The 1,189-nt window shown below is 43.8% G+C and carries 1 protein-coding gene; it reads right to left on the reverse strand.

Annotated features, from left to right (window positions below):
- Positions 1-12: 12 nt before the first annotated feature.
- The gene (gene tuf, locus ACFINO_RS09840; protein ID WP_012755022.1) at positions 13-1,188 is read right to left on the reverse strand and encodes an elongation factor Tu; all 1,176 of its coding nucleotides are present in this window, start codon (positions 1,186-1,188) and stop codon (positions 13-15) included.
- Position 1,189 lies beyond the last annotated feature (1 nt).

Raw genomic sequence — 1,189 nt, forward strand, 5'->3', positions numbered from 1 at the left:
AACAAGCATTATTTATTCAATGATCTTAGAGACGATACCGGCACCAACAGTACGACCACCTTCACGAATAGCAAAACGAAGTTTCTCTTCCATCGCTATCGGAACGATCAACGAAACATCCATCGCAACATTGTCACCTGGCATAACCATTTCCGTTCCTTCTGGAAGCGTAACAATACCTGTAACATCCGTCGTGCGGAAGTAAAACTGAGGACGATAATTCGTGAAAAATGGTGTATGACGTCCACCTTCATCTTTTGTCAAAATGTAAGCTTCTGCTTTAAACCGTGTATGAGGTGTAACGGATCCTGGCTTTGCCAATACTTGACCACGCTCAATCCCTTCACGGTCAACACCACGTAGCAGAGCCCCTATATTATCACCCGCTTGACCTTGATCCAAAAGCTTGCGGAACATTTCAACGCCTGTAACCGTCGTCTTAGACGTTGGACGAATACCGATAATCTCGATTTCCTCTCCAACTTTAATAACACCACGCTCAACACGACCCGTAACAACGGTTCCACGACCCGAAATCGAAAATACATCCTCTATCGGCATCAAAAATGGTTGATCAACAGGACGTTCAGGGGTTGGAATATAATTATCAACTTCACTCATTAAAAGACGAACAGCATCTTCACCAATGCTTTTATCCTTATCCTCAAGGGCTGCCAACGCAGAACCCTTAACAATTGGTATATCATCGCCTGGAAAATCATATTTGGATAAAAGTTCCCGAACCTCAAGCTCTACAAGCTCCAAAAGTTCTGCATCATCAACCTGATCAACTTTATTAAGAAAAACAACAATTGCTGGAACACCAACCTGACGTGCAAGCAAAATATGCTCACGCGTCTGAGGCATTGGGCCATCAGCTGCTGAAACAACCAAAATAGCACCATCCATCTGTGCTGCCCCTGTGATCATGTTTTTCACATAATCAGCGTGTCCTGGACAATCAACGTGCGCATAGTGACGATTTTCCGTTTCATACTCAACGTGTGCTGTAGAAATAGTAATTCCACGTGCGCGTTCCTCTGGCGCAGCGTCAATTTGGTCATAAGCTTTAAATTCACCAAAATATTTCGTAATCGCTGCTGTCAACGAGGTCTTCCCATGATCAACGTGACCAATCGTACCAATATTAACATGCGGTTTTGTTCGTTCAAACTTGCTCTTCGCCATT

The sequence above is a fragment of the Bartonella sp. AA83SXKL genome (assembly GCF_042196965.1).
GTDB lineage: Bacteria > Pseudomonadota > Alphaproteobacteria > Rhizobiales > Rhizobiaceae > Bartonella.